1 pseudogene is annotated in these 2,864 nt (G+C 75.8%); it reads left to right on the top strand.

Annotation, left to right across the window (positions count from 1 at the left end):
• Positions 1 to 243: 243 nt before the first annotated feature.
• Positions 244 to 2,864 (top strand): annotated as a pseudogene (locus tag ABZ641_RS31620) (hypothetical protein); the annotation flags it as partial.

Here is a 2,864-nt window from a genome sequence, read left to right as displayed (position 1 = left end):
CGGGCGCCGGTCGCCGACCGGCCGACGACGGCCCCTGCCCACGAGGCCCCGGCGCCGAGCCGCGAGACCTCCGTGCCCGCGCACGATACGCCGGCCCCCGTCCACGAGACCCCGACGCACACGCAGCAGACCGCTGCCCCCGTGCACGAGACGCCCGTCCCGACCCGCGACACCTCCGTGCCTGTGCACGAGACGCCTGTGCACGAGACGTCTGCGCACGTGCCCCCTGCGCACGAGGCACCGGTGCACACGCAGCAGCCGACCGGGCCCGTCCACGAGACGCCTACGCCCGTCCACGAGACGCCCGCCCCCGCGCAGCAGACCCCGTCCCACGTCCAGCCGGGCACCGGCCCCGTCCACACCACGGCACCGCCCGTCCACGAGACCCCCGCCCCCGTCCACGAGGGTGCCGCGGAGCGTCCGGCGGCGGCCGTGCCGCACTCGGCAGCGCCGTCCGCGGCCCCGGCGCAGAGCCATGCCTCCGGGGGCGGCGGCGAGCACCGTGCCCCGGCCTCCGAGTCGGAAGCCCCGGCACCGGCGTCCAGCCGGCTGGACGGCACCGGCCCGCTCGGCGGTGCCGCACACCTGGCCGCGCCCGGCGGCGACACGCACCTCAACGGCGGTACCCGGATCTCGGGCGGTCAGGCCCAGGGCAGGCCCGCGCCGGAGACCGTGCCGGGGAACGTCGTTCCCGACAACGCGGCGTCCACCGTTCAGCAGCCGGCGGGCACGCCGCCCATGTCGGGCGGGTTCATGCCCGGTCCGGTGTCGGGTGGCGGCTCCGCCCACACGGCGGGCGGCGGCGCCCGTACGCCCTCGCCCCACGCCACGACCGGTCCGGTGTCCCAGCGCCCGGTGGAGCCGACCCCGCAGCCCGGAGGCGGCACCGTCCGGCCGGGCGCGGGCCGAACGTCCGACACCCACGTGCCGCCCCCGCCCCCGCCGCCGCAGCACCAGGCTGGCGGGACTCCGCGGACCCTCGGCGACCCGAACGGGTCCTCGTCGTCCGCGCCCCGCACCGGTCGGACCGGCGACGAGCACCTCCCGCCGCCCCCGCCGCCGTCGGGGAACTCCCGGATCCGTCCGATCGACGAGGCGCCGACCCCGGACGAGCTGGCGCAGCTGCACCAGCACCCGGCCGGCCCGTCGCTGATCCACCCGCCCAAGGCGGATCCGGCGGCGCTGGCCCGGTACAAGAGCGACAACAAGTTCAACTTCAGGCTGACCGGCGAATTGCAGACGGCGGCGAACACCCTGCCGCACAACTCGTGGGGACGGCACGACTCGGGCGTCCAGACGCCGAGTGGCCGGCCGGACGTCAAGGTCAGCCCGTACTCGCAGTCGTTCAAGACGCACCTCGACCCGCTGACCCTCAAGGCCCTGCACTCGGATGCCGCCGGCGCGATCACCACGCCGCTGCGCAACGAGCTCGGTCCGCACGCCGTGGTGTACCAGGGCAACCAGGTGCTGGAGGCGGCGGGCAACCTGGACTTCCGTACGCAGGAGCACTTCCAGCAGCAGGAGATCCGCCGGAACGTGCTGGAGCGCCTGGCGCGCCAGGACTCGCAGCAGACCTGGCACCCGGTCGGCGAGCAGCGGGTGAACGACCACCTGGACGGCTCGACGTCCGCGATGGACGGTGTGAACCGGCTGCTGGGCGGGCACGACGGCCACCCCGGCTTCGACGGGATCGTGCTGGGCGAGGCGCACAACCAGTCGCCGAGCTGGCGCTTCCTCAACGAGAACATGCACGCCCTGAAGGCCGGCGGCGTCGACCGGATCTACGTCGAGTCGCTCCGTGACGACGCCTTCCAGCAGCACCTGAGCGACTTCCAGCGCCCCGGCGGCACCATGTCGCCGAACCTGGAGAAGATGCTCCGCACGTACGACCGCAACCTGAACTCCCCGCCCGGCCACGGCCTGTACGACACCGTGGTGCGCGCGAAGGAGGAGGGCGTGACGATCCACGCGGTGGACGGCTACCCGGCGCGGCGGCCGCACGACCTCGGACGGCAGGCGCTGGAGGAGCGCGCGCGGCTGCTCAACTCCTACATGAACCACGCCATCACGGAAGGCGGCGGGACCGGCAAGTACGTGCTGGTCACCGGCAAGGCGCACGTCCACGAGCACGCGAACAGCAACGGCCACCGGATCCCCGGTGTGGCCGAGATGCTGGGCGCCCCGTCGGTGCGGCTGACCGACGGCGGCCGGCCGAACCCGAACGGGGCACCGCACGACGCGACCGCCACCACCGCCGCCGGGGACATGCGCCTCGGTTACCTCGCCCGGGAGTCGACCGGGCAGGACCCGGCGAACACGGCCCAGCAGCACGGCAACGGTGCCCCGCCCGCGCCGCCGGCCCCGCCGGTGTCGCACCAGGGCGGGGGCGGCTCCTCGCAGTCGACCCACGGCCTCGGTACCGACAACACGCCCGCGCCGCCGGCCCCGCCGGTGTCGCACCAGGGCGGGGGCGGCTCGTCCCCGTCGACCCGGAGCCTCGGCGGCGACGGCACCCCGCCGGCCCCGCCCGCCCCGCCGACCCAGCAGCACACGGCCGGATCCTCGCAGTCCGGCCACCAGAGCCCGCCCGCGACGACGCCGAACACGGCGCCGGCCTCCGGCCACAACGCCGCGGCGACCGGTGGCCACAACGCGCCGTCGACGACCGGCCACACCAACCCGCCCGCAACCGGCCCGCACAACGCACCGTCGACCAGCGCCCACGACCAGTTCCTCGACCGGCAGAAGCAGGCGCGCGACGCCGAACTGCAGGCACTGTCCGGCAAGTCCCCGGTGCGCGACGCGGTGGACCAGCTGGGCCGCGAGCAGCGGGCGGTGGCGACGCCGCCTCCCGGCGCCGACCG

Origin of the sequence: Kitasatospora sp. NPDC007106, assembly GCF_040634455.1 — a bacterium.
GTDB classification, from domain to species: Bacteria; Actinomycetota; Actinomycetes; order Streptomycetales; family Streptomycetaceae; genus Kitasatospora; species Kitasatospora arboriphila.
This window is presented reverse-complemented; position numbering and strand designations above follow the sequence as displayed.